We start from the raw sequence: 17,812 nt of genomic DNA, 5'->3' as shown, positions 1-17,812 counted from the left end.
GGAGCGGGAGCGAGGGCGGAGCGGGAGCGAGGGCGGAGCGGGAGCGAGGGCGGAGCGGGAGCGAGGGCGGAGCGGGAGCGAGGGCGGAGCGGGAGCGAGGGCGCTTGATCAGTTGGGGCGGGTGGTGGCGGTGGACTGGGTGGGGTGCAGTTGGGCGTGGAGCTGGAGAGCATGGTCGAGGGTGATGGCGCCGAGCTTGTGGCGGGCGCGGGTGACGCGGCTGCGGACGGTGGTGCTGCGGGTGTGCTGTCGGCGGGCGATGTCGGGGATGGTGTAGCCCGCGGCGAGGTAGCGGAGGGCGGTGTCCTCGGCGGAGGTGAGGGGCCGGCTGATCGGGGCGTTGCTCACGGTGCTCTCCTTTGGCGGGTGCGGTGGGTCGCTGGCGGCAGTTGGCCCGGCGTCGGTCCTGCTGGGTCGCCGGATTGCTCCGGGGCTGGCGGGTCGGGCGGTTGGCGGCGGCAGCGCCGGACGGCGGCCGTGCCGGCCGCCAGCAGTCCGGCCGCGACCAAGTTGCCGCCGACGTCGTGCATCAGGAAGTCGAAGATCGTGTGGGTCAGCACGCGCTTGACGATGCCCTGGTGCCGGCCGGTGCGGCAGGTCGGTCGATGGAGTTGGACGGGGCTCTGCGAGTTGGCACGTTCTGGGATGATCGGCGCTGGTCCTGGACGGATTTGGACGACGTGAGGGAGCGCGGTCGATGGGGCGAGCTGGGGTGCTTCGGGTTCCCGACCTTCCGCCTGACCGGCCGGAGCACCGGCGGCTGCTGGCGGAGCTGCGGGGGCTGCACGTGCGGGCGGGCGCGCCGTCGCTCAGCGACTTGGCGAGGGCCGTGGTGCCCGCTGCGCTCTCGCGGTCCACGGTGGAGTCGGTGCTCTGCGGTAGTCGGCTGTTGCGTCGCGATGCCGTGTTCGCAGTCGTCCGGGTGCTGGCGGACCGGACCCGGGGGACCGGGGTTGAGGCGGAGCTCGATCGGTTTGACGTGCTGTGGCGGGCGGCCTGGCTGGAGGCGCACCCGATCGACCCCTTGCGGCCGGCGCTTCGGGCGTTCAGGGCGCCGGTGGGGAAGGGCGACTTCATCGTGCGGAGGGCCCGGGAGCAGATGCGCCCGCTCGGGCTGGAGCCGATCGCGGCGATCGTGCGCGAGGACGGCGTGCTGGTGGACTCCGTGGACGCCAGGTGTGTTCACTGCGGGCGGGTGCTGCGGCTGCCCGCACGTGCTGCTCAGCTGAGTCCGCGGTGGGCACGGCGCCCGTGCTGTACTGCGGTGCCGGCGGTGTAGTCCGCGATGGGGTAGCGCAGAAGGGCGGTCCCGCCGGGGATGAAGGGCTGGCCTACGAGTCCAGGGCGGTGACGCCCGACCGGTGCCCCTGGGGTTCGCGGCTCAGTGACCGCCCTTGGGCATCTCGCAGCCGCCCTCCTGGTAGTAGCCGTGCGCCTCGATCTCCAGCCGCCCGCTCTGGTAGGCGATGCCCTCGATGCACGGCCCCGCGCCCGGCACCTCCAGCACGAAGCCGGCCGGGCTGGTGCCGTCGGCGATGACCTTGATGGTGTTCATGGGGTAGCCGAGGTTCTCCAGCACCTGCCGGGTCTGGGCTCCGTCCTTGCCTCCGGCGAGCGCGGTGGTGATCCGGGCCGCGTGTGCGTCGCCGCGGCACTGGGCAGTGGCGCTGAGCGGCAGGGTTTGCTTGAAGAAGTTGTTCTCCGCGTGCTTGGCGGTCTCCGGGTCCAGTGCGGGCGCCCCGGCGGACGGGGTGGCGTCAGCCACTGTGGCGCAGGCCTGGGCGACCTGGGGGTAGCGCCCGTCGTGCTCAGCCATCGCCTGCCGGTACCGCTCGGCGGCGTCCTTGCGTGCCTGCTCGGCCTGCGCGGACCGGCTCGCCTCCGCGGACCGGCTCGCCTCTGTGGCCGTGGGCGCCTGACCGGCTTCGGCCCCGGTCTGCACGGTGCCGCAGCCGGTGAGCACCAGTAGCGCGGCGGTGGCGGTGAGCAGCAGTGGGCGGTTCATCCGGTTCTCTTCCCGTACTTGAACGAAAGGCCGTGCGTATACGGATGCATGGCCGTCGACCATGATGCCCCACCGGCGGGCCGGCGCGGGTTGCCGGTAGTGCGTCCGTGAGCAGGTTGCCGTCGGTGGGAAGGGCAGGTTCATCGTGCGGTGGGCGCGCGGGCAGGTGCGGCTGCTACACCGGGGTACTGGCGGCGCGGCACGGCACGGCTGAGGATCGTCACCGGTATGGCTGCTTCGTGGCGAGCGCCGTGGGCGGCATCCTGGCTCGATGGGCGAGCGAGGGCGTGGGCGGGTGCGGGTTGGTCGGGGGTTGGCCCGGCGAAGGGTCTCGGGGTCGGTGCGGCCGGCCGGCCCGGTGGAGTGGCGCGGTGCCGTCGGTGTGCTGGTCGATGTTGGGTGTTGCGAGGCCGAGCGGGTGCGCGAGGTGCTGCCCGGCGGAACGGTGGCGTTCCTCCTCCGGCACGCGCTGCGGTGTCCGGTGTGGTCGGCCCGGTGATGGTCGGGCGCCCGTGACCCGGGCGGCTGCGGCCGGGGTCCGGGATGACCGCGGGAGCGATCTACTGACTGTGTGTTCGTATTCGATTCTCTGGTTCGCTGCGAGAGTCCGCAGCTCATAGCTCCAGGGCACTGCTGGTGATCATTTTTTGACGATTTAGGATCGCCGCTATGACTTCCTCTACGAACGAACAGAACCTCAGCCGCAAGCTCAAGCTTCGCGAGCGTCACAAGCAGCAGGCATCGGCCGCGGACGCGATCGACACCGCCGAGAAGAAGGTGGCTGCGGCCAAGCTGGACATGGCTAAGGCCGTGCAACAGGCTGTCGATGCGTTCGGCAGCCAGCAGGCGGTCGAGGAGCAGCTCGAGATATCGGTGAAGGAGCAGCGGGAGTACCTCGAACTCTTGGCGGCGGTCGAGAGTGACGGCAAGGGCAAGAGCTCTGCGCCTGCGGCCGCGGCAGCCAAGGGAGCGGCGGCTCCGGCGGCGGCGTAGGGCACCGCACGCTGCAGCTGGCGCTCGGCGCGGTGTACGACGAAGAGCGGTCCTCCCTACTACGGGAGGACCGCTCTTCGTCGTTTGCGGGTGCCGGCCGTCAGGTGCGGTCGGTCAGGGTGCCGCGCGGACGGCGTGGGGCGTTGCGGCGCCGCTCGATCCAGGCCTTGACCTCGGCCTCGTCCCGGGTGTTGCTCTCGTCCGGTGCGGGGAACGGGTCCTCGCTGTTCGCCGCGGTGAAGGTCTTGGCGTAGTACTTCACCATGTCCCGGGAGATGCCGACCGCGTCGGCGAGCGCGGCCGGGCGGTGCCGGCCCCCGCTGGGGCGCCACCGGCGGCCCTCGGGGACGTGCTCCTCGATGTCCCGCAGCAGCCGGGCGGCTGAGTCGGGGCTCTTGAGACCGAGCCGTTCGGCGAGGGTCTCGGGGCTGACGGTCTGGTCCTGCTGGTCGGCCTCCAGGACGATGTCGAGCGCTTCGCGCTGGCGGGGGGTGAGTCCGAGCTCGTCGCGCTCGGGTTCCCTGGAGGGAGTGCGGCCGGCCTCGGCGCGGCGCAGGATCCACTCCCGGACCTCGGGCCAGTCGCGAAGTCCGTCCGTGCCGATCTCGGGGAACGGGTCCTCGCTGTTGGCCGGCGTGTAGGTCTTGGAGTAGTAGTTCACGCCGTCGTCGGTGAGTCCGAGGGTGTGGCCGAGCTCGCGGGTGTTCATGCGGGCCTGGCGCGGCCGGGCGATGCGGGCGCGTTCGGCGACCTCGCCCGGGCCGGTGGGGCGCTCGGCGGTGGCGAAGGACTGCTTCTCGTACCACTCGACCACCTTGTGGTTCAGGCGGTACTTGACGCCGCGCGGGCCCGGCGGCGGGTCCTCCTCGGGGAAGCCGAGCGACTTGTCGGCGATCCAGTTGCGGACGCCGAAAACGGTCCGGCCGGTCCCGGTGGCGATCTGCTGGATGGTGACGCGGGCCGGCAGCTTGGCGAATGCCGCCTTGACCTCGCCGAGGGACTTCACGGGTTCTCCTGGGTGGTGGGGTGATGGGTCGGGGTGGTGCCGGCGGCCGCGGGCAGTGGCCGGCCGGTCCGGCAGGGGCAGCCGAGTTCGGGGTGGACGGGTGGTGAAACGCCAACGGGCCGACGACGGGTCGACGGCGCACCTGCTGTGTGGGAGCAGGTGCGCCAACGGTCCGTCGCCGGCCGGGGCGCCGGGTGGGGCGTCACGGTTGTCCGGTGGTCGGGTCGAAGGTGGTGGCGGGCAGCAGGTCGGGGTGCTTCTCGTGTCGTGGTGTGTTCACCAGGTTGCCCGGGCGGTGAGGGCGGCGGTGCCGCTGGTGATCCATTCGGCGGTGGCGAGCAGGGTGGTGGTGCTGGTGTCGAACTGCTTGCGGCTGTGGTCGCGCACTTCGGCGGAGGAGCGGCGGGCGGACTGTCCGTACCAGGCTCCGGCCTGCAAGGTGGCGGCCCAGCGTTGGGAGAGGTCGGCGAGCAGTTGCTCGGGCAGGCCGTGCAGGCAGGTGCAGCTGGAGGTGGTGAGGCGGGTGTGGAAGGTGTGGGCGGCCTGCTGGTGGGCGAGGACGTCGGCGGGCATCGTGATGGGCTTGGTGGGCCAGGCGGGGAGGTGCTGGCAGGGGCCGATGTGCTGGATGGCGGCGGCGATCGCGGTGGCGGCTTCGGCGGCGGTGTCCAGGACGTGGCGGGTGGCGTCGGTGAGGGTGGTGGGGGTGGTGGTCACGGGGTGGGTTTCCTCTCGGGGTCGTGGTTGGCCGGTTCGGGTTTGCCCTCCCTTGTCCGACGTTAGCTAATCTACGGCTGCCTGGTGGGGTGGTCAACTCGGTGGAGGGGGGCGGGGTCGTCGGGCCACCAGCCTGCGGCGGCGGCGTTGACCTCGTGCCAGCTGGCGGCGGCGGCGAGCGCGGCGGGGTCGGCCAGGTGGGCGGCGTACGGGGGGCGGGGCTGGCCGTGGGTGAGGGTTCGGACCCGGGTGGCCTGCTCGGCCAGGAGCTGGGCGGCGTGGGCATACAGGGTGGCGGGGGAGTCGGCCTGTGCGGTGGTGGCCCAGTCGGTTCCGGTGCGGGTGCGGGCGGTGATCTGGAGGGGGTGGAGGCGGACGCGGTAGCGGTAGTCGACGGTGGCGGTTCGTTCGGGGGCTCCGGGGGTGACGATGGCGGTGATCAGGTGGGGTCCGTGGTCGTGGGTCCAGGCTCGGTAGTGGGCGAGGGTGGGCGGCTCGGTGCCGGTGGCGGTGTGGTCGGCGAGGAAGTCGGCGAGGGCGGGGAGCTGCTGGGCGGGGGGTGCCCAGCGTGAGTAGATGCGGGCTTGGATCTGGTCGTCGGGGCCGATCCAGTCGAGGATGGCGCGCTCGGGCACGGCTGCTCCTTGGCGAGGGGCGGGCCGGTCGGCCCGGCGGTGGGCCGGGCCGACCGGGGGTCCGGGCGGGGTCAGCTGTGGTCGTCGCAGTGGTCGGCGTGGCTGTCGAGGAAGTTCTCGGCGGTGGTGTGCCCGCCGAGGGTGCGCAGCAGTGCGGCCAGGGCGTCGACCTGCCCGCAGCTCAGCAGCGCTGCTGCTTCCGCGAGGGGCTGGCTGTCGAAGACCTCGATGGCCCCGTTGGCGACGGAGGTGGGGACGGACACCGCGTCCTGGTTGCTGGTGGGGATGGTCTTCTCCTGGGTCTAGAGCTGGAGGGTGCGGCGGACCTGGGCGAGCTTGGCCTCAGCCTCGTCGGCGCGGGTTCGCTGCTTGTCGGCGTCGGCGCGCACGGAGTCGAGTTCGCTGCGGGCCGCGTCGCGTTCCTTGCGGGCGAGGTCGCGCTGCTTGCGCATGGCGTCGGCCTGCTGGGCCTGGGTGACGAGCTCGCCGAGGTTGAGCTGGGCCAGGGAGCTGGTGGTCAGGTCCGTGCCGGTGTCCCCGGGCCGGTGCGCGGTGGCGGGCCGCTTGGGGACGGGCGCGGTGGTCTTCCGGTTCTGCGCGGTGGCGGTCCTGGGCGGGAGCTGGTTGGGCTTCGTCGGGGTCGCCTTCGGGGCGGCGCCCTTCTTGTGGCTCTTGAGGTGGGGGCGGACCGCGCCGATCTTCGGGGAGGTGTAGGTGCAGTGCGCGCAGCCGTAGAGCTCGGTGCCGTCGCTCATCAGCAGGTGGCGGATCTGGTGGAAGTAGATGGGCTTCTTGCCGGGGCGGCTGAGCGGCGAGAGGGACGGAGTGTCTTCGATGACGGTGGTGTCGCCGACGGCGGTCGCGGTCATGCCGCTTCCCCTTCCAGGTGGGCACCGGCCCGGCCTGCCGTGTCGGTGGCTGGGAGCAGCACGTGGGGCTGCTTGTTGGTGCGGTGGTCGTGGTGTCCGGACCGAGGTTTGCCCTCCCCGTTCCGACATTCACTAATCTACCAATGCTGGGGAGGGGTGTCAACCGGGGAGCCGGGAGCGGCGCAGCCCGGCACCTGCGATTGGGCCGGTCAGCCCGACGCGGCGTCGGCGTCGATGAGGCGGTCGAGGGCGGCGAGCATCGGCGCGGTTGTGGCTCCGTGCCGCTCGTCGTCCCCGCCGGGATAGCTGGCGTACGACCAGTGAGGGATGAACGGGTCGCCGACGATCCAGCCGTCGACAGGCCCGATCGACTCCTCGTACTCGACGACGGTGGGCGAGACGGCCAGGAGGCGCAGGCCCGGGAGCGTGACCTCGACGTGGTCGACCAGGTCTCCGTGGACGACGGCGGGAGTGAGCCCCCGCCGCGTCAGGTGTGCGATGACATCGGCGAGGTCGGGGTGCAGTGCCATGGGATCTCCAGGGGCTGGGCGGCCGACGGCCGCGGTGGTCGGCGGGCCCGCCCGGCGTTCGGGCGGGCCTGGGGGCGCCGGCCGAGCAGTCGGCCGCCGCCGAGCGGCGGCCGGCGGCGGCGCGGCGGGTCACGCGCCGGCGGGTCGGGTGATCGCCGCGGGCAGTTGCAGGTCGATCTCCAGCTGGCCATTGGTCCACCGCCACGGCTCGTCGCGGTCGACCGGCGGCTGGTCGAGGTCGTACACCCAGTGCTCCATCGTGAACGCCTCGGGCACTTGGTCCTCCCACGGCGCCTTCAGCGGGCGGAGCGTGCTGCGAACCCGCTCGAACCGCTGACCGCCGGCCTGACCGTGGCCCAGGGGCGCACTGGTGCTGACGCCGAAGGCGCGCAGGGTGGTCTCGCCGGGCAGGGCCAGGTCGAATGCGACCGGCCCGGGGTGGAGCCAGCGGGAGTATGCGGAGCTGACGGCCAGGTAGCGGCCGTACTCCTCGGCCGTCCAGACGGCGACGGATTCGCGGGTGGTCATCAAGATCACCGGTTCGGCGGCCGTCCGCCTGGTGCCGAGGGGTACGGCGCCGGGTGTGGTGTCCATGGGTTCCTCGGGGGTCGGGTGCGTGGCGTCCGGACCGAGGCTTGCCCTCCCCATTCCGACATTGACTAATCTACCGGTCGCGAGTAGGGGTGTCAACTCGGGCGGCGAGGAAGGCGGCGTGCATCCGGTCTCGGCATGCGAGGCAGACGGCCGTCGGCGGCGTTCCGATCCACACGTACTGCTCGAGCGGTTCGGGGCAGGTGGCGCACCCGGGCGGCGCCGGGCGCTGGGCTGCCGGGGAGAGGTAGTAGAGGGTCACCTGGTGGTCGGCGCGGGTCAGGCGGGTGCGCTCCAGGCCGGCGGGGTGCTCGTAGTGGCCGCCGGTCGCCTCGGCGGCGGCCTGGAGCAGGTATCCGGCGGAGGCGCCGCCGTGGGGCACGATCTCGCCGTTGAGCGAGAAGGTGCCGTCGGGCTCCTGGAAGACCTCCCAGGAGCGGACGGCGGGCAGCCAGGGCGGGGCGTCGGCCAGGAGGTCGGCCAGGGCCTGGGTGGCGGCGTGGGCGGCGGGCTGCGCCGGCATGACGGCCTCCTCGGGTCGGGGGCTTCGGGGTGGGATCAGGACGGCCGGTTGGCGGGCGGCCGGGACCGCGGGCCGCCCGCCGGGTGTCAGGGTCGGTGGGTGGCCCGAGCGACGAGGGTCAGGTTCTGGGGGCTGAGCTCGTCGTCGTGGATGCGGCGGCCGTCCGAGGCGATCCACAGTGCGCCGCCGTCCTCGCGGCAGCGCAGGAGGTGCTGGTCGTCGAGGCGGACGACGTCGCCGACCTGGTAGCCCTGCTGGACGACGTCGACGGTGAGGTCGTCCTCGCTCTCGTACTCGATCCGGGTGCGGTTGATCAGCGCGATCTCGCCGGGCTGGTGGTGGGCGACTTCGCCCTCGATGGCGATGCGGACGCGGGCGCCGGGGGTGATGTCCATGGTTCCTCGGGTTCGTGGCGATCGGCGCGGGGTTGCCCTCCCCGCCCTTACATTAACTATTCTACCCCATCGGGGAGGGTGTGACCACCGACGGCCCTTGGGTCAGCCGTCGCGCTCCTCCTGCTGCGCCGCCGCGTGGTGCTCGGTGCCGAGCTCGTTCCACGGCAGGGTCCAGTCGGCGGCTGCGGCCAGGCGGGCGGCTGCGGAGCGCGCCGCGTCGCGGCGGAGGTAGTAGCGGCCGTTCACGGGCAGCCCGCTCGCTTTGTGCAGGAGGCGAAAGCCCTCCGCTCCTTCCCGCTCGGTGCGCAGGCCCGGGTACGGGTCGGCCGCGCGGAGCACCGCCAGGGCCTCCTCGACGGCCACGGCCGCGAAGAGGCGACCCAGCCAGTACCGCTCGGTCGGGCCGCCGGCTCCGGCCGTACGGCGGGCGATCTCGGCGTGCAGCTGGTTGCGGGTCCAGTTGGTGAGGTCGCGGGCGTCGAGGGCGGCTCGCTGCTCGGCGCTGAGTCCGGGCTCTTCCCGGCTCTCGCCGGTCACGGGCGCCGGCCCTGCGAGTGGGCTGGCACCCGTACGTTCTCGTCGTACGCCGCGCCCAGGTCCACGGGCCGGTAGACCCAGGGGGTCCCGCCGGCGTACAGGACACGGGCGGTCCGCCCGGGCAGCCACGGGGCGTCGGCTGCCTGCTGCTCCATGGTGGGGCCGAGGTAGGTAACGGTCTCGCCGGCCGGGTCCGTGACGGTGGCACCGGGCGGAATCTCGGCCCCGGTGCCTCGGTCGCGCAGCACGCGCAGCGCTTCGCGCGGATCGTGCACCGCGCCGGTGAGCGGGTTGCGGGTGATGCGGCACGGCAGCGCCTCGAGCTCCTGGAGCTCGCGCCGGTACTCGGCCAGGGCCGCCCGGCCGGAGTCGGTGATCGCCGCGGTGGAGCGGTCCGCGGACCACTCGATCCAGCCGCGCTCGGCGCACTCGTGCGCGGCGTCCGGGCGCAGCACCGCGCCGTGGTGGGCGCCGCCGGTGCTGGTGAGGTAGCGCAGCGCGCCGTACTCGCCGACGGCGGTCAGCGGGCCTTCTGCGGCCACGGCCAGGCACCGGCCGGCGCGGTCGCCAACCCGGCGGGGGCGGAGCGGCATCAGCGGCCGCCCTGGTGGGGCAGTCGCAGCTGCGCGGTCGGCAGCCAGGCCGGTGCTGCGCCGGTCCCGTCGCGCCGGCGGTGCTCGGCGAGTTCGGCGGGCGTGGCGGTGCGCACCAGCAGGGTCTCGGGGTGCTCGGTCTCCTCGGTGGTGTAGTCGTCGCGCTCCAGGGCGCTGGCCATGTTGGAGCTGGTGGTGAACCAGTCGCTGCCGGTGGCGGTGAGCAGCACGCAGCCGGGGCGGCCGGCCGCGGTGGCGTCGATGGCGGTGAAGTCGGCCGGGTCGTCGTCGGTGGCGCGGCGGAAGCCGGCCAGGGTGAGGACGGCGGTGACGGGGCCCGGCTGCGCGGTGTCCGGGGCGTGCTCGGCCCGCTCCCACGCCGCGGGCGGGTGGTGGGGCAGGTAGACGCAGGGCTCTCCGTTGACGGTGACGCCGATGGCGTGGCCGCCGAGCGCGACCGGCGCGCCCTCGGCGGCCAGGATGGTGACCATCTCCGCGATGCTCTCGCCGGTGAACCGGCTCTGGTGGAGGGAGTGGTAGCCGGGACGGCTGTGCCACCAGGAGGTGCCGGCCAGGTCGGCGACGGCCTGGTGCACCTCCTCGGCGGTGGCGGTGCGCCAGGCGAGGTCCAGGGGGACGACGCTCACCTGCGGGGTGCGGCCGTCCCGGTCGAAGATCCTCAGCGGGCCGGCGGGCGGCGTGGTGATCGCCAGGGTCTGGGCGAGGCTCGCCGGGTCCTCGACGGCGGTGTACCGGCCAGAGCCACCGCCGATCGCGGTGTGGAAGGTGACGGCGTAGTAGGGCGGGTGCGCGTTGACAGTGGTCACGGGAGGTCCAGGCGGAGCAGGGCGCGCAGAACGGCGGGGCTCTCAGGTGTCCGACGGCTCGCCGCTGGGCTGGTCGAGGACGGCGGTGCCGTCGGGTCCTGGGGGGTGGGGCCGTACGGCCCGTACCAGGAGCCGGACGGGCTCCGGCGGCTGACGACCACCTCGGCCCGGTTTCCCTCCGGGTCGTTGGGCAGCACCACCCGTACACGCGCGCCGCTGCGGAAGGTGGAGATCACCTCGCCGGTGCTCAGCCCCCCGCCGTGGTGGACCGTGATCGTGGCTCCCCGGGTCAGGCCGAGAAAGTCGGGGGTGTCGACGTTGGCGACCGTGCGGGCCCATTCGGCCTTCCCGCTCAGGCTGCCGACCGGAGCCGGTGCCATCGGCTCGAACCGGTCGCCCGGCCGGAAGTCGAGTCCGGCCGAGGTGAGATCAAGGGTCGGGCTGAAGAGGTGACCGTCGGCGTAGGCGGCCGGGACACTGGAGGTGGGAAGTTCGGGGGTGGTGTTCATGGATGTGCCTCTCTTTGAGCGCGCTCGGTTCTGATCTTGGCGGCCCCGGTTGGCCGCTGGGGGGAGGCCGGGGTGTTCTCCGCGACGCCGCGCACTAGTCGTCGTACTCGGGCGTCACGGCCGCCCTGAGCCGGATGGCGATGTCGGCGAGCTGCTGGCCGGCACCGGCAAGACGGTTCGAGCTGTCCGCGAGCAGTGCCGCGATGTCGTCGCCGGCCCCGTCGGGGATCCGGGAGCACCACCCGCCGAGGGTGGTGGTGAACTCGGTGATCCGGGTGAGCGCGCCGTGCGGGCCCAGGAGGGCGTCGGCGAGCAGCGCCGCCTCGTACGCCTCGTCGGTGGGGTCGAGGTCGGGCAGCCGGCCGGCCAGGTCCGCCACAGCCGTTACCGGGTCCGGCACCGAGGTGGGGACGAAGTGGACGCCGGCCGGTACGGGCGTGCCGAGGGCAGGGTCGAGGGTGACGTGGAAGGCGTGGTTGCGCAGCTCGTTGGCGGCCGCGGTCGCGGCGGCGTTCGCATCGCTCTCGCTGGTCCCGTCGGCCAGCCTCCGGTGCGAGGTGACGCCGTCGCTGACCTTGTACTCGGCGAAGCCGTGGCGGCTCAGGATTCGCCCGGCAACGTGGTCGAGCCGGCCCTGTGCGGTGGTGCCGTTCGGGGTGCGGCGCAGGTCGTAGGTGGTGGACATCGGGGGTTGGTCCTTGTCGGGGGAGGGCCGGCGGGCCGCCGTGGGGCGGCCTGCTCGGTGGCGGTCAGTTCGGACGGCGGGGCGGGTGGGCGCGGCAGCACGGTTCGGTGCCGTTGGTGCGGCTGAGGCCGGGGGTCTCGGCGGGGGAGTACAGCCACGGGCGGCGGTCCCGGTCTGCGCGGCGGCCCCGGTAGGAGGGGCGCGGGCCGAAGGCGGAGGAGTGGGCCAGGGCCCATGAGCCTTCCTCGGGGCTCCAGTTGTGCAGGGCGTCCAGCGCGAGCCAGGCGGTCGGGGTGAGTCGGTTGCGCCAGGGGTGGCGGATGTCGGTGAACTGGGTGTCGACGAGCTCCGTGTCGAGATCGCGCAGTACGCCCTCGCTGGCGCCGAGGCGGTGCAGGATGACGCCGGTCAGGCAGCCGGGCTTGCCGCGGTAGAGGATGCGGGGCGGCTGGTCGTAGCCGGGGCCGTCGTCGGTGCGGTTCGGGTTCTCGTCCAGCAGGGTGTGCAGGTGGAGGTGGATCTGCTCGGTGGTGAAGCGGGAGCGGGGCACGGGCGTGGTCTTTCGGGGGCGGGACAGAGCGGTTGTCCTTCGGGCGGGTCACGCGGCAGCGCGGCGGGGGCCGGCGGCGGGTGGGCGCACCACCGGGGCGGCTCGATGCCGCCCCGGTGGTGGCTGCGCCTGCGCGGCTCCGGCGGGCGGGCTCGCTCCGGTCCGCGCGCTGCGGCGCGGACCGGCCACGGGCGCGGCGGCTAGAAGGGGGGCTCCTCGGGGCCGGTCGGCGCGGTGGAGGACCACGGGTCCTGGCCGTTGCCGTCCCAGCCGCCGCTCTGGCCCTGGCCACCCCGGTTGGGCTGGCCGCCCCAGCCGCCGCCCTGCTGGCCGTTCTGCCCGCCCTGGGTGCGCTGGGCCTTGGTGACCTTGGCGGTGGCTCCGCGCAGGCTCGGGCCGACCTCCTCGGCCTCGACCTCGAACACGGTCCGCTTCTCCCCCTCCTTCGTCTCGTAGGTCCGCTGGCGCAGCTTCCCCTGGACGATGACGCGGGTTCCCTTGGTGAGGCTTTCGGCGACGTTCTCGGCGAGCTGGCGCCAGACGTTGCAGGTCAGGAACAGCGCCTCGCCGTCCTTCCACTCGTTGCTCTGGCGGTCGAAGGTGCGCGGGGTGGACGCGATGCGGAACTTGGCGACCGCCGCGCCGGAGGGGGTGAAGCGCAGTTCGGGGTCGTCGACCAGGTTGCCGATCAGGGTGATGACGGTCTCGCCGGACATGGGTGGTGCTCCTCGTTCTCGTGGTTCGTGGCGTTCGGTCCGGGGCTTGCCCTCCCCTTCTCGACATGCACTAATCTACTCACAATGGGGAGGGTTGTCAACCCGGGAGTTCGGATCAGCGGCGGGCCGGCTCGGCTGCCCGGGCGTCGATCCCCATCCGGATGGCCAGCGCCAGCAGCGGCAGGCAGCTCCCTTCGGTTCTCTGGGCGTGGCTGCCGGTGCCGAGGTTCCAGCCGCCCGTGGAGAGCGTGAGGGTCGCGGCGGGGGCGTCGGCGAAGGGGGACATCAGCAGCGGCGGGTCGTGGCGGGGCTTCATCACCCGGACTTCGAGGCGCGGGAATCCTGCGTCCCGCTCCTGGGCGGCGCGCAGGGCCGGGGCCATGCCGTCCAGCGCTTCAGCCGCTGCTGCGGCCCCGTCCGGATCGGCCCAGAGGTGGACCGGGAAGACCGGGGCGCGCCCCCCGCGCCCGCGGTTGTTCCAGGCCAGCCCGGGGTGGAGCTGTGCGAGCCAGCTGCGGACGGCCCCGTCCAGGCCGGGGGAGCGGCCGACCAGCGCCGACCAGCGCCGGATCAGTCCGGCCGGGCCGTCGGCGTCCAGGGCGGCCCGCAGGTCGGCCGCCGCGATCCGCTCGTCCAGATCGCTTATGCGGGCCCTGACGGCCTCCTCCTGGCCCCGGAGCCGAGTCTGCTCGGCCTGGGCGGCCGCCTTCTGCTCTCGCAGGTCTTCGAGGTCGTCGCCTCCGCCCGGGGCGGACGGTGTGGTGTGCACGGGGTCTCCTGTAGCTGGTGGGTGGGTCGGGCCCGCCGGCCGGATGGTGCGCCGTGGGCTTGTCGTCACCACCGGATCGCGCTTGCGTCCCAGCGGCCGGGGTCGGCGCGGACGGCGGCGCGGTGGGCACGGATGGCGTTGGAGTCGAATCGGTTGGCCTGCATCTCGGCGTGGGCACGGTGCACGGCGGCGTGGGCCTCGACGTAGCGGGCGACGGTGTCGCGGTCGGTGCTGCCGAGTCCCTGGTAGGTGGGGCACTCGGGGCAGGTGACCCGGTACATGGGTAGTTGTCCGACGATCTCGCCACGGGTGGCGGGGACAGGGGCGGGGGTTCCCCACTCCTCGACGGGCCGGGTCGGCGGCTCCGGGTGCTGCCAGGCATGGGAACGCACGTGCTGGACGTGCTCGTCCTGGTCGGTGGTGGTCGGGCCGAGCCAGGCGGGACACAGGTCGCAGACCGCGCCGTAGAGCGGGACGGTGCCGATCCGGATGGCGTGGACGGTGGGAGCGGCGGGGGTGGCGGTGGTCACGGGTCGGCCTTCCTGGGAGCCGGGCGGGGCGGGCTGCGCCCGGCTCGGCGGCCGGGCGCAGCTGGGCAGGTCAGCGGGCGGCGGTGGCAGCGTTGGCGTGCTTCGCGGCCTCGATGGCGGCGACCAGGAGCGGGCGGCCGGCCTCGGCGGCGGCGTCGGCGGGCGGCAGGCCGCGCCGGATACCGCGAAGGTAGGTCGCGGTGACGGCGTCCAGGGCGCGGTCGGTGGTGAAGCGGGCGAGCAGGAACTCGACGGACAGGTTCAGCTTGGGCGCGGCGGCCTGGGCGGCTGCGGCGGCGATGGTGCCGACGGTCAGGGCGAGGGCGGTGGCTTCGGGGTCGAGGATGGTGCTGCTCATGGTGTATCTCCCTGGTCCAAGTGGTCGTGGTGGCCGACTCCGGGGTTTGCCCTCCCCGTTCCGACGTGAACTAATCTACCAGACGATGAGAGGAGTGTCCACCGGGGCCGTCGCCACGGCGTCGGAAGGCAGCGGCGCAGGCAGGATGCGGGCGCTCTTGCCGTTGAGCAGGATCGCGACGCGCTCGGCGCAGGCTCCCGGCGGCGCGAACCAACGGTCGGCGCGCACGGCCCGGCCGGTGCGGGCTTCGAGGATCGCCCAGTTGATGAAGTCGTAGTCCAGGGTGACCTGGAGGGTGTGGGTGTGGTCGGCTTCGTCGGGGCCGATGGAGAGCCGGACGACGGTGGTCGAGGTGTGCTCGCCGGTGGCGACGGCCGCCGCGGGGATCCCGCGGGTGCTCAGGTGGCCGGCAAGCCAGGCGGCGCACTCGTGCCAGTTCATGCGGTCGGTCGGGTGCACGGCGGCATTTCTCCTTGTGGGGCGGCCCGGCGGACCGGGAGGACGGCGGCGCCCGGCTGCGCCGGACTCCGGACGGGGTGACTGCGGGCCCGTGGGGCCGGTCGGGGCCTCCGGTCACCGGCCGCCAGGGCGGTCGTTGTGGGTGCAGCCGGCCGTACCGGCACAGCCGGCTGCCTCCCGGTGCCAGTGGTAGAGGGTGGTGGTTGCCACGCGCCGGTAGGTGTGGACGGCCGTCACCACGCCGCGCAGGGCGGGGGTCGGCTGCCGTTCCAGCCAGTCGTCGGGGTAGTCGAGCGGGATGGCCAGTTGGACCGTCTCCGGCAGCTCGTCGGCGGCGCGCACCAGGAAGCGGGCTCCGGCGGCGGGGCCGTCGTGCAGGGTGATGGTCGTAGGGGTGGTGTTCACGTCTTCATTCCGGATCGGCGGTCAGGGGTGGGCGCGGCCGGTTCGGCCGCGCCCGGCGGGTGGTCAGCCGACCGGGGTGCGCGCGGCGCGCGGCCCCTGGGTCGTGTCGGTGAAGGGGTCGGCCATGCCGGGGTCGCCGAACAGGATGCGGTGGATGGCGCGGGCCTCCAGCCAGTCGCTGTCCCAGTCCCCGTCGCTCTGGATGGCGAAGAAGTCGGGGGCGAGGGTGTGGGCGCGCAGCAGGACGGCGGTCACGGCCATGTCGTACGGGCGCTCGCCGGTCTTGCAGAACTCCCAGAAGAATCCGGACTCCTCGCGCTCGCGGGGGCGGTGGGGGTTGAGGTCGATGCTGAACGTCTCGTAGTCGTCGCCGTCGGCCTGGCGGCCGTTGAAGCGGATCGCCCCGTCGTCGATGCGGGGTGCGCCGGTTCCGTCGCCACCGGCGAGCTGCACGTCCTGGCGCTGGACGAAGTCGATGATGGCCGCGGCGTCCAGCTGGAGCTGGAGCCAGGCCGCGCGGAAGCCCTCGGCCTGCGGGGTGTAGCTCCAGTAGTGGGTGTAGCCCATGGCGGCGTCTCCTGGTTCGTGAGGTTCGCGGTGGCCGGCTCCGGGGTTGCCCTCCCCGTTCCGACATGTACTAATCTACCCCACGCGGGGAGGGGTGTCAACCTGCGGGATCACCGAGCCGCGCGGAGTCCGGCGGCGGGGCGGCGGGCGGCAGCGTGATGGTGAGCAGGTAGGGGGCGCGGGCCTCGCGCTGGAAGGAGTAGGTGGACTCCATCCTCCAGGGTCGGCCGGTGGGCACCGTGCCCGCGCCCAAGTGGCGTACGGCTGCGAGCAGTTCGTGAAGGGCGATGATCCAGCACTCCTGGGCGTCGCCGGTCAGGGCGGCGGTGTCGGCGTCCGTGGCGATGGCGCGCCCCCGCCTGTCCTCGATGCGCAGGAACTCGACGGGGCGCAGCGGGTGCCGGTCGTTCTCGGTGCGGTCGAAGACGAGCCGCGCGGCGGTCGGCCAGATGTGGCGCAGGGTGTCGGCGGCGCTGTGGAGGAAGGCTCCGGCCATGTCGGTATTGGCCCGTTCGAGGGCTCGGCGGCAGTGGTGGAGGTGGGCGGCGGGCTGGGCGTAGGGATCGGGGGCATGGTGGGCGGCCTGCATGGGGGCCTTCTCCTGGCGGTCGCGGGCGGGGGTCGCGTCGGGCCCCTGGGGGCCGGCTGCGGGGCCGGTAGGGGCTCCCCGCGCCCGGTGGGCGCGGGGAGCGGGCGGGGTTACAGGCGGACGCCGGTGGGCTCGTAGAGGTAGCTGCCGGTGTTGTCGGGGTCGGCCCTCCTGGTGGTCTCGATGCGGTCGGGGTCGGCCTCGGGGTCCGCGATGTACTCGGCGACGTGGGCCGCCAGTTCGTGGCGCAGGGCGGTGGCCTGCGCGTCGTCCAGGTGGGCCAGGAGGTTGGCATAGATGAAGGTGCCGAAGTCGTAGTGGGTGGCCTCGTAGCTGCCGCAGCCGAAGCGGTCGACGGTTTCGGCGCGCTCTCCGTAGAGCTCGGCGGCGAGTTCGCGGATGGTGTCGAGCTGGTCGGCGGCGGTCAGCATCTCGGCGAGCATGGCGTCTCCCTGGTCGAGTTGGTTCGTGGTGTCCGGCCCGGGGTTTGCCCTCCCCGTTCCGACATTCACTAATCTACCCCACATGAGGAGGGGTGTCAACTCGTGCGGGTCAACGGTCCAGAAAGTCGGTGTAAACCAGGAACGTCCTGACGGCCTCCCGCTCCTGCCACTCCTCGCTACTGCTGTACTGGGCGGTGCGCAGCTCGGTGCGCAGCTCGCGGACGGCGGCGACCAGGTGGCCGTCCTCGGGGTCGAACACCGGGCCGCCGGCCTGGCCCTCCATCTCGGGGTGGCCGACCGCGCGGGCGCGGGCCCTGCGCCACAGGCGGGCCTTTTCCTGGGCGAACAGGAGGGTATTGACGTCGTAGACGTCGGCGTCGGGGTCGGCGAGCAGGGTGCGCAGCGCTTGGCGGGCGTCGGCGCGCTGGCGGAACGCCTCGGCGGCGATCTTGTTCAGGTGCCGCGCGGCCTCGATCGGGGGAACGCTCTCCCGGTAGAGGCCGGGGTAGGTGCCGGTGGGCTTCCACGGCTGCGGGTCGGCGTGGTGCTCGGTCACTTCGGGGTCATCCTGTCGTTGACGGGGGCGCGGGGGAGGGGGCCGGGCGCGGGGGTCCGCGCCCGGCCCGGTCGGTCAGCGGTAGAGCATCCCGTTGACGCAGTCGTCGATGTACGCCTCGCACTCGCCGCGCAGGTCCTCGGCGCAGTCGGGGCAGCTGGTGAGGCAGGAGCAGAAGCGGGCGTTACCCGCGCCGATGCCGTGCCAGTCGGCGGCGTCGATCGTCTCGGGGTTCGCGGTCCCGGCCTTGGCCTCGCAGTGCTCGCATTCGAGTTCGACCTCCTCGCAGTGGGCGGCGTGGTGGCCGTCTTCGCCGCACCAGCCGCAGGTGATCGCGGGGACGGCGGGGGCCTGCACGGTGAGGACGGTCATGGTGGCGCGCTCCTTGGCCGGGTCGGGTCGTGGCGTTCGGCCCGGGGTTTGCCCTCCCCGTTCCGACATGCACTAATCTACCC

General features: G+C 73.4%; 31 protein-coding genes. 2 read left to right on the top strand and 29 right to left on the bottom strand.

All coding sequences use genetic code 11. The features are described 5' to 3' along the window. Positions 1-108: 108 nt before the first annotated feature. Together ACFY4B_RS27580 and ACFY4B_RS27575 are read right to left on the bottom strand one after the other, a co-directional pair. Positions 109-348 carry a hypothetical protein gene (locus ACFY4B_RS27580; RefSeq protein ID WP_387972313.1) on the bottom strand — a complete coding sequence of 80 codons (240 nt, stop codon included), beginning with the start codon at positions 346-348 and terminating at the stop codon, positions 109-111. Further along, complete coding sequence (locus ACFY4B_RS27575; protein ID WP_387972311.1) at positions 345-560, bottom strand: hypothetical protein; 216 nt, start codon at positions 558-560, stop codon at positions 345-347. The genes ACFY4B_RS27580 and ACFY4B_RS27575 overlap by 4 nt, the downstream gene beginning before the upstream one ends. Positions 561-697: 137 nt before the next feature. On the opposite strand from ACFY4B_RS27575, the gene ACFY4B_RS27570 reads away from it, so the two are divergent. Beyond that, on the top strand, positions 698-1,279 hold the full coding sequence (locus ACFY4B_RS27570) for a hypothetical protein (RefSeq protein WP_387972308.1): 582 nt from the start codon (positions 698-700) through the stop codon (positions 1,277-1,279). 102 nt (positions 1,280-1,381) lie between these two features. Here ACFY4B_RS27570 and ACFY4B_RS27565 read toward each other — a convergent pair whose 3' ends face one another. Then, positions 1,382-2,005, bottom strand: a complete 624-nt coding sequence (locus ACFY4B_RS27565) for a hypothetical protein (RefSeq protein WP_387972305.1) — start codon at positions 2,003-2,005, stop codon at positions 1,382-1,384. Between the two features lie 669 nt (positions 2,006-2,674). Here ACFY4B_RS27565 and ACFY4B_RS27560 point away from each other — a divergent pair. Further along, positions 2,675-2,998: a hypothetical protein gene (locus ACFY4B_RS27560; RefSeq protein WP_387972303.1), complete on the top strand. Its 324-nt coding sequence runs from the start codon at positions 2,675-2,677 to the stop codon at positions 2,996-2,998. Between the two features lie 100 nt (positions 2,999-3,098). Here the strand turns inward: ACFY4B_RS27560 and ACFY4B_RS27555 are convergent, their stop codons facing one another. From ACFY4B_RS27555 to ACFY4B_RS27430, 26 genes are all read right to left on the bottom strand, one after another. Continuing rightward, the gene (locus ACFY4B_RS27555; RefSeq protein ID WP_387972300.1) at positions 3,099-4,004 is read right to left on the bottom strand and encodes a hypothetical protein; all 906 of its coding nucleotides are present in this window, start codon (positions 4,002-4,004) and stop codon (positions 3,099-3,101) included. A gap of 276 nt (positions 4,005-4,280) precedes the next feature. Then, entirely contained in the window at positions 4,281-4,721 is a 441-nt protein-coding gene (locus ACFY4B_RS27550; protein WP_387972297.1) for a hypothetical protein, read from the bottom strand. A gap of 71 nt (positions 4,722-4,792) precedes the next feature. After that, positions 4,793-5,356 (bottom strand): hypothetical protein, encoded by a 564-nt coding sequence (locus tag ACFY4B_RS27545; protein ID WP_387972294.1) that lies wholly within the window; start codon positions 5,354-5,356, stop codon positions 4,793-4,795. Between the two features lie 71 nt (positions 5,357-5,427). Continuing rightward, positions 5,428-5,619 (bottom strand): hypothetical protein, encoded by a 192-nt coding sequence (locus tag ACFY4B_RS27540; protein ID WP_387972292.1) that lies wholly within the window; start codon positions 5,617-5,619, stop codon positions 5,428-5,430. A 39-nt stretch (positions 5,620-5,658) separates the two neighbouring features. Beyond that, positions 5,659-6,225 carry a hypothetical protein gene (locus tag ACFY4B_RS27535; protein ID WP_387972289.1) on the bottom strand — a complete coding sequence of 189 codons (567 nt, stop codon included), beginning with the start codon at positions 6,223-6,225 and terminating at the stop codon, positions 5,659-5,661. Positions 6,226-6,434: 209 nt separating this feature from the next. Then, entirely contained in the window at positions 6,435-6,755 is a 321-nt protein-coding gene (locus tag ACFY4B_RS27530; protein WP_387972286.1) for a hypothetical protein, read from the bottom strand. A 129-nt stretch (positions 6,756-6,884) separates the two neighbouring features. Beyond that, complete coding sequence (locus ACFY4B_RS27525) at positions 6,885-7,349, bottom strand: hypothetical protein (protein WP_387972283.1); 465 nt, start codon at positions 7,347-7,349, stop codon at positions 6,885-6,887. Between the two features lie 70 nt (positions 7,350-7,419). Next, positions 7,420-7,869: a hypothetical protein gene (locus ACFY4B_RS27520; protein ID WP_387972280.1), complete on the bottom strand. Its 450-nt coding sequence runs from the start codon at positions 7,867-7,869 to the stop codon at positions 7,420-7,422. Between the two features lie 86 nt (positions 7,870-7,955). Next, positions 7,956-8,264: a hypothetical protein gene (locus tag ACFY4B_RS27515; protein ID WP_387972277.1), complete on the bottom strand. Its 309-nt coding sequence runs from the start codon at positions 8,262-8,264 to the stop codon at positions 7,956-7,958. Positions 8,265-8,366: 102 nt separating this feature from the next. Then, a complete protein-coding gene (locus tag ACFY4B_RS27510) occupies positions 8,367-8,801 on the bottom strand; it encodes a hypothetical protein (RefSeq protein ID WP_387972274.1) in 435 nt (144 codons plus the stop codon). Further along, positions 8,798-9,343 (bottom strand): hypothetical protein, encoded by a 546-nt coding sequence (locus ACFY4B_RS27505; protein ID WP_387972271.1) that lies wholly within the window; start codon positions 9,341-9,343, stop codon positions 8,798-8,800. The genes ACFY4B_RS27510 and ACFY4B_RS27505 overlap by 4 nt, the downstream gene beginning before the upstream one ends. A 50-nt stretch (positions 9,344-9,393) precedes the next feature. Beyond that, complete coding sequence (locus ACFY4B_RS27500) at positions 9,394-10,221, bottom strand: hypothetical protein (RefSeq protein ID WP_387972269.1); 828 nt, start codon at positions 10,219-10,221, stop codon at positions 9,394-9,396. Further along, positions 10,218-10,730 carry a hypothetical protein gene (locus ACFY4B_RS27495; RefSeq protein WP_387972266.1) on the bottom strand — a complete coding sequence of 171 codons (513 nt, stop codon included), beginning with the start codon at positions 10,728-10,730 and terminating at the stop codon, positions 10,218-10,220. Before ACFY4B_RS27495 ends, ACFY4B_RS27500 begins: the two co-directional genes overlap by 4 nt. A 94-nt stretch (positions 10,731-10,824) precedes the next feature. Beyond that, a complete protein-coding gene (locus tag ACFY4B_RS27490) occupies positions 10,825-11,415 on the bottom strand; it encodes a hypothetical protein (RefSeq protein WP_387972263.1) in 591 nt (196 codons plus the stop codon). Between the two features lie 64 nt (positions 11,416-11,479). Beyond that, positions 11,480-11,965: a hypothetical protein gene (locus tag ACFY4B_RS27485; RefSeq protein WP_387972260.1), complete on the bottom strand. Its 486-nt coding sequence runs from the start codon at positions 11,963-11,965 to the stop codon at positions 11,480-11,482. A gap of 200 nt (positions 11,966-12,165) precedes the next feature. Next, entirely contained in the window at positions 12,166-12,681 is a 516-nt protein-coding gene (locus tag ACFY4B_RS27480) for a single-stranded DNA-binding protein (protein WP_387972257.1), read from the bottom strand. Between the two features lie 115 nt (positions 12,682-12,796). Then, positions 12,797-13,450 carry a hypothetical protein gene (locus ACFY4B_RS27475; protein WP_387972254.1) on the bottom strand — a complete coding sequence of 218 codons (654 nt, stop codon included), beginning with the start codon at positions 13,448-13,450 and terminating at the stop codon, positions 12,797-12,799. Between the two features lie 65 nt (positions 13,451-13,515). Then, positions 13,516-13,980 carry a hypothetical protein gene (locus tag ACFY4B_RS27470; RefSeq protein ID WP_387972251.1) on the bottom strand — a complete coding sequence of 155 codons (465 nt, stop codon included), beginning with the start codon at positions 13,978-13,980 and terminating at the stop codon, positions 13,516-13,518. A gap of 70 nt (positions 13,981-14,050) precedes the next feature. Further along, positions 14,051-14,338, bottom strand: coding sequence for a hypothetical protein (locus tag ACFY4B_RS27465; protein ID WP_387972249.1), 288 nt, complete (start codon positions 14,336-14,338; stop codon positions 14,051-14,053). A 75-nt stretch (positions 14,339-14,413) separates the two neighbouring features. Then, the gene (locus ACFY4B_RS27460) at positions 14,414-14,797 is read right to left on the bottom strand and encodes a hypothetical protein (RefSeq protein ID WP_387972246.1); all 384 of its coding nucleotides are present in this window, start codon (positions 14,795-14,797) and stop codon (positions 14,414-14,416) included. A 114-nt stretch (positions 14,798-14,911) separates the two neighbouring features. After that, positions 14,912-15,202, bottom strand: a complete 291-nt coding sequence (locus ACFY4B_RS27455; RefSeq protein ID WP_387972244.1) for a hypothetical protein — start codon at positions 15,200-15,202, stop codon at positions 14,912-14,914. A 63-nt stretch (positions 15,203-15,265) separates the two neighbouring features. Then, positions 15,266-15,769 carry a hypothetical protein gene (locus ACFY4B_RS27450; RefSeq protein ID WP_387972242.1) on the bottom strand — a complete coding sequence of 168 codons (504 nt, stop codon included), beginning with the start codon at positions 15,767-15,769 and terminating at the stop codon, positions 15,266-15,268. A 97-nt stretch (positions 15,770-15,866) separates the two neighbouring features. Further along, the gene (locus ACFY4B_RS27445; RefSeq protein ID WP_387972239.1) at positions 15,867-16,358 is read right to left on the bottom strand and encodes a hypothetical protein; all 492 of its coding nucleotides are present in this window, start codon (positions 16,356-16,358) and stop codon (positions 15,867-15,869) included. Between the two features lie 110 nt (positions 16,359-16,468). After that, the gene (locus ACFY4B_RS27440) at positions 16,469-16,801 is read right to left on the bottom strand and encodes a hypothetical protein (RefSeq protein ID WP_387972237.1); all 333 of its coding nucleotides are present in this window, start codon (positions 16,799-16,801) and stop codon (positions 16,469-16,471) included. A 109-nt stretch (positions 16,802-16,910) separates the two neighbouring features. Further along, entirely contained in the window at positions 16,911-17,357 is a 447-nt protein-coding gene (locus ACFY4B_RS27435) for a hypothetical protein (RefSeq protein ID WP_387972234.1), read from the bottom strand. Between the two features lie 75 nt (positions 17,358-17,432). Continuing rightward, complete coding sequence (locus ACFY4B_RS27430; protein ID WP_387972231.1) at positions 17,433-17,729, bottom strand: hypothetical protein; 297 nt, start codon at positions 17,727-17,729, stop codon at positions 17,433-17,435. Positions 17,730-17,812 lie beyond the last annotated feature (83 nt).

The sequence above is a fragment of the Kitasatospora sp. NPDC001261 genome (assembly GCF_042896795.1).
Lineage (GTDB): Bacteria > Actinomycetota > Actinomycetes > Streptomycetales > Streptomycetaceae > Kitasatospora.
The sequence above is the reverse complement of the archived record's forward strand: the minus strand, read 5'-3'. Positions and strand labels throughout refer to the sequence as shown.